Below are 827 nucleotides of genomic sequence, written 5' to 3'. Positions count from 1 at the left end.
AAGGTCCAGATGGGTCCTGAGTTCGTCCAGCTCAAGAACCTGGTGAAGAAGGAAGGCCTGCACACTGTGTGTGAAGAGGCCGGCTGCCCGAACATTTTTGAGTGCTGGGAAGACAAGGAAGCGACGTTCCTGATCGGCGGGTCCGAGTGCACCCGGAGGTGTGATTTCTGCCAGATCGATACCGGCAAGCCGTCCCCTGTGGACATGTTCGAACCCACCAAAGTGGCCCGATCGGTGCAGGCGATGCAGTTGCGCTACGCGACCGTGACCGGTGTGGCCCGTGATGACCTGGCCGATGAGGGTGTGTGGTTGTACGCCGAAACGGTCCGGAAGATCCACGAACTGAACCCGGGCACCGGGGTGGAGCTGCTGATCCCGGACTTCTCCGGCAAGCCGGAGCACATCGCGGCGATCTGTGATTCCAAGCCCGAGGTGTTCGCGCACAACGTCGAGACCGTGCCGAGGATTTTCAAGCGGATCCGTCCGGCGTTCCGGTACGAGCGGTCCCTGGATGTCATCACGCAGGGCCGTGATCTGGGCATGGTGACCAAGTCCAACCTGATCCTGGGCATGGGCGAGACCCGGGAGGAAATCTCCGAGGCCCTGCGGGACCTGCACGCGGCCGGGTGTGATTTGATCACGATCACCCAGTACCTGCGCCCGTCCGAGCGGCACTTGCCGGTGGACCGGTGGGTCAAGCCGCAGGAGTTCGTGGATCTCCAGCACGAGGCCGAGGAGATCGGGTTCCTTGGTGTGATGTCGGGTCCGTTGGTGCGGTCCTCGTACCGGGCCGGGCGCCTCTGGGCCACCGCGATGCGGAAGAAGGG

General features: G+C 63.4%; 1 protein-coding gene. It reads left to right on the top strand.

Going from position 1 to position 827, the window contains the following annotated elements:
- On the top strand, positions 1-827 hold an 827-nt coding region (gene lipA, locus WBN73_RS21395), incomplete at both ends, for a lipoyl synthase (RefSeq protein ID WP_337455719.1).

Source organism: Paenarthrobacter sp. CCNWLY172 (genome assembly GCF_037402035.1).
GTDB lineage: Bacteria > Actinomycetota > Actinomycetes > Actinomycetales > Micrococcaceae > Arthrobacter.
The sequence above is the reverse complement of the archived record's forward strand: the minus strand, read 5'-3'. Positions and strand labels throughout refer to the sequence as shown.